6 protein-coding genes are annotated in these 4828 nt (G+C 44.9%); all 6 read right to left on the bottom strand.

Annotation, left to right across the window (positions count from 1 at the left end; translation table 11 throughout):
* Positions 1-207 precede the first annotated feature (207 nt).
* Positions 208-1590, bottom strand: a complete 1383-nt coding sequence (locus IH879_19835) for an FAD-containing oxidoreductase (protein MCH7677179.1) — start codon at positions 1588-1590, stop codon at positions 208-210.
* Between the two features lie 69 nt (positions 1591-1659).
* A complete protein-coding gene (locus IH879_19830; GenBank protein MCH7677178.1) occupies positions 1660-2493 on the bottom strand; it encodes a hypothetical protein in 834 nt (277 codons plus the stop codon).
* Between the two features lie 11 nt (positions 2494-2504).
* Positions 2505-3404 (bottom strand): cation transporter, encoded by a 900-nt coding sequence (locus tag IH879_19825; GenBank protein ID MCH7677177.1) that lies wholly within the window; start codon positions 3402-3404, stop codon positions 2505-2507.
* A gap of 108 nt (positions 3405-3512) precedes the next feature.
* Positions 3513-3731 carry a dodecin domain-containing protein gene (locus tag IH879_19820; GenBank protein MCH7677176.1) on the bottom strand — a complete coding sequence of 73 codons (219 nt, stop codon included), beginning with the start codon at positions 3729-3731 and terminating at the stop codon, positions 3513-3515.
* A 262-nt stretch (positions 3732-3993) separates the two neighbouring features.
* Positions 3994-4428 carry a DoxX family protein gene (locus tag IH879_19815; GenBank protein ID MCH7677175.1) on the bottom strand — a complete coding sequence of 145 codons (435 nt, stop codon included), beginning with the start codon at positions 4426-4428 and terminating at the stop codon, positions 3994-3996.
* Between the two features lie 109 nt (positions 4429-4537).
* Positions 4538-4828, bottom strand: a 291-nt coding sequence (locus IH879_19810; GenBank protein ID MCH7677174.1) for an acetyl-CoA C-acyltransferase, incomplete at its 5' end; no start/stop codon positions are given.

Below are 4828 nucleotides of genomic sequence, written 5' to 3'. Positions count from 1 at the left end.
ATCCTGGGTTGCGGATGCGTATTTACCCAAGTATTCTGATATCTCTGAACTTAAGAATACCATCGATGGTATTTTACATCGTAATTAATTCCTGATTCTACCGGCAAACAAATTCCTGCCTGACGATGTTGTACAGCCAAAGACACCCTACCTCCGAATGGTTACTATTCTCCAATTGAATCATTACTCGCAAACCGATAGAGCAATTCACTCCAGCGGCTTGAGGCTGCCCAGCATGGTGGGAATCAGCTCCGAAACCGTCGGATGAATGTGCACGGCGCGCTGAATCAAGGTATAAGGCTTCTTGGCGTACATCACATCTAAAATCGAGTGAATCACTTCATCCCCGCCAATGCCCAGGATGGCCGCTCCCAAGATCAGTTTAGTTTCGGCATCGATCAGAATTTTCATGAACCCCTGTGTTTCCCCTTTCTCTTTGGCACGACTTATTCTTGACATTGGCATCTTCCCAATCAAGGCTTTTTTGCCGGATTCTCTCACCTGCGCTTCGGTCATACCGGCACGCCCCAAAGGCGGATCGACATACAGTGCATAGCAAAGAATTCGGTCGCTTAGTTTGCGCGGATCATCGTCCAATAAATTAGCCGCAACGATCTCAAAATCATTATACGAAGTGTGTGTAAAGGCGCCTTTGCCGTGACAGTCACCGAGCGCCCAAACGCCCTCCACATTCGTCCTGAGCTGATCGTCCACCACGACATACCCGCGTTTATCCGTTTCAATACCGGCTTTGTCCAGGCCAAGATCGTGGGTATTGGGAACACGTCCGACTGCCAACAACACATGCGAGCCGATTACTCCGGGCGGGCCTTCTTTACAATCAACGCCAACTGCAACTTTATCTCCTTGTTTTTTCAAACTAATGCATTCCGCATTCAAGCGAAAGTTAACGCCTTCATTTTCCAGGATTTCCTTAATCGCTTCCGACACATCTTCATCATCGCGTTGGATTAAGCGTGGCCCCATCTCGACAATGGTCACTTCACTGCCGAAACGGCGGTACATTTGAGCGAACTCCAGGCCGATGTAGCTCCCGCCAATGATGATCAGATGTTCAGGTATGAAATCGATATCCATCATGCTTGAGTTGGTCAGGTACTCGACCTCATCGATACCGGACATGTTCGGAGGAACCAAAGCCCGTCCACCGACATTGATGAAAATTTTGTCCGACTCCAGTGTTTCATCGCCAATACTAATGGTGTGCGGTCCTGCAAAGCGAGCATGCCCTTTGAAAACAGTGAGCTTGTCAATTTTCTGCATCCATTCCGGCACTTCATGGTTCGTGCGGCCGACGATGTCGTCCTTGCGGTCTTTGACTTTCTTCATGTCTACCTTAACGGGGCCGTCGATCATCACGCCAAAATCTGCAGCACGCCTGGCCATGTACGCCGCACGGGCGCTGGCTACTAAAGTTTTCGTTGGAACACAACCGGTATTAACACAGGTGCCGTGGAACAGCTTGCGCTCGATCACAGCAACTTTCATCCCTTCTCCGGCCAACCTGGCTGAAAGCGACGGTCCCGCCTGTCCCGTACCAATTATGATTGCGTCAAATTTTTTCATGATTATTCCCTCCGTTTTCTCAATTCATTTCGGTAGTTACGACGGTTTGAAACCTTATGTCCTATATCAACTTTATAAGTCTTCTCCCTTTATACTCTCATCATCCCAAGATAATGATTTGTATTCAAACTTCCCGCCAGCTATGATATTGAATTTGACGATCTCAAAATTGGGACTTAAATCAAAATCTCGAGGTAAAACTTGCGAATAGTGTCGCATGACTAATTTGGCTCCATAAGGATTTTTCTTTAAAGTCTTCTGATCTTCTTCCGTCGGTTTCAGCACAGGGATGATTGGATAGCCGACATTTTGAAATGCCTGAGCAACCATACCCGAACAAATTACCTGAAAATCATTGCAATTTCCCAGACAAGCTTTCATGCTGCGTTTCTTGAAAGGATTGATCCAGGAGGGTAATAGCATTAACGCGATGTCAGTAATATTTTTCTCATCGTAGTGCTTCCCCAGATTGCCTATAACAGCTTCAATGACAGTTCGAAGATCGGTCGGGCTAATTCCGAAAGGCCGGCAAACTCGAATATTGTAATCATGATATTTTCGGATTGGCGATGCGATCACCCCTTTGCCTGCAAAAGCCTCGATAACCAGATGCCTGGCATCATCGCCAAACTCGCTTAAATATTTTTCTCGAAAAGGTCGATTCTTTTTAATCAGCTCGTCACCCACGTACATGGCATTGTGACTCCAATGGCTATTGGAAAAAAACTTAATAATTCGACTTATCTCTGAACGCCCTTCGATGAGAACAAGATCGCCTTTACGAATATGCTTGTATAAATTTTCGAAATTATTGAATATCCTTTGTTGATACCCTTTTACAGGTGATTCAAGTCGACGCATAATGGCGTGATGAAAGCGCTTGACAATGTTATTAAAACTGAACATTTCTTTTCACATCAACTTTTCTTAAAATGTCTATTTATCCTGGTATCTATCTTCATACTACAATCATGGTTTCCATACTCAATTTCTATCGTAAGATGCTCCAATCCCATGTTTTCGGTAAGTGACTTGAGTTCACGTTTTATCTGTGAAATTTCATCTTTAGTTGTGCTTTCGTCTACCACCAGATGCGTCGTCAAGACGTGACGTGCACCATCGAGCGACCAAAAGTGCGTATGATGGGTGGATTGCACTTTGTGAATCGCGCCTATTTTCATTTCAATATCATTGACATCAATAGATACTGGAACAGCCTGTAAGAAAAGTGCCGATGTCTTGGTTAGATTACGTAGCACATTGTATAAGACATAAAATGTGACCAAGACGGCAAGTATTGGATCAAGGATGTGCATATTTGTGAATAGTAGAACTATACTCACTACCAACACTGCTGTCCAAGTCAGCACGTCTTCCAACAGATGCCAGGTGACTACCTGGACACTTAAGCTCATACTGTCTTTCACTCGCAATACCGCCAAGCCGTTGATGATGATTCCGGCAATAGCTAAAAACATCATGCCCGACGCGTCGGAAGACTCCGGGTTGAGGAGTCGTGGAATGGCTGCAGCTAAAACGAATCCAGAGCCGATAATTAAGACAACGGTATTAATCAAGGCACCTAGCAGCGAAAAGCGGCGGTATCCATAAGAATACTTAACGTCCTTTGCTTTATGTGAATACTTCTCTAAGTACCAAGACAAGCCCAAAGAAAGGCTATCGCCAAAATCGTGCAAGGCATCTGAGAGAATGGCAATACTGTTTGTCCAGATGCCTCCAATAATTTCAATTATGGTAAAACTGAAATTCAAATAAAATGCCCCTCTAAGATCGCCGTTGCCGTTGTGAGTATGCACTTTAGTTTTTCCTTTTCAATAGCGATTATTTGAGGCAATTTGCCGATGGTTGTATGATAATTGAAAAATGCGTAGATGTGGATGAGAGCGAGTTACCTGCTCACCCTATCAGTCATTGCCAGTTTCGTATTTAAAAGACAGACTTACCTTGGCACGGTACGCGACAACTTTCCCGTTCTCAACTTTCATGTCCAGCTTGTTAATCTCTGCTATCCTCAAGTTCTTAAGACTCTTGCCAGCAGTTTCCACAGCCTTCTTGGCAGCTGCCTCCCAGGAAATATCACTGGTTCCTACCAATTCAACAACTTTGTAAACACTCTCAGCCATAGCTTTCCTCCTTAAATTAATTAGATCGGTATTTTTTGCATGTTACCGACACAGCCTCACCCTTACGCTACATAAAAGTCTTACTTATCTGACTCATCTTGCTTTAATTAGGTTTTTGAAATTTGTTATCCCATTTCAAATAGCATCCAAACCTGTGCTATGTAAATCGAAAGTAGAAATGAAGAATGGCAGGAAGGATGTTACAATCTATTAGATACATACAAATTCTCTTCAGAGAAGTCAAGAAAAAAATCCGAGCTGCTTAATTTGTAGATCTTAAGTCCAGGCTCCAAGCGCCACCGCCACGCAAGAAAATAGTTGCAGCTACTCCTATTAGAACCAGGGGAATGATGGGTTTTTCCGGCTGCAACGGGAATAAGCTCGGATCATTCACAGCCAAATGGACATAAGTTGCTACTATCATCATCATAATCACCACCAGACTGCCGACGCGAGAAAAAAATCCTGCTGTCAAGGCTGCACCAGTTGTCATCTCGACGACCGGGACAAACCAAAGGTTAAATGTATAAAACGGAATATTTGCCTGGGATAGCTGACCAGACCAGGCTTCCCAAAGCATTGGAACCAGCAGCTTCATGATCCCAGTTGAAAAAAACATGACTCCTATAAATATTCTCATGCCACCCAATATTTTGTCACTTGCAGTGCGGCGAATTTTTGTTAGTATGGGTTCCATTGTCTTTACCCTTTCTTATGCCAGCTTTTTCTTTCTACACAAGCAAGACACGACATAGTAAGTGACATGAATGGTCGAGTTTTCGTTCAGACACTAATTATTCCTTGGTTCAATCGCGTTCCAACAGAAACGCACCTGCCATGGCGCCGGCGGCGCAGATAGTCACAAGCCCGTACCGGACATCCCGTCGGGCCATCTCATACGCCAAAGTCGTCACAATGCGTCCACCGGTAGCGCACCAGGGATGGCCGATGGCAATGGAGCTGCCGGATACATTCACCCGCTGCCAATCCACGGCGCCGATGGGCTGCGCCTTCCATCCTTGCTCCCAGGCCTTGGCGTTGGCTAACACCTGGGCGGCAAAAGCTTCATGAATTTCAATCAGGTCAATTTGTTCGAG

It is taken from the genome of candidate division KSB1 bacterium, assembly GCA_022562085.1.
Classification (GTDB): Bacteria; Zhuqueibacterota; Zhuqueibacteria; order Oceanimicrobiales; family Oceanimicrobiaceae; genus Oceanimicrobium.
This window is presented reverse-complemented; position numbering and strand designations above follow the sequence as displayed.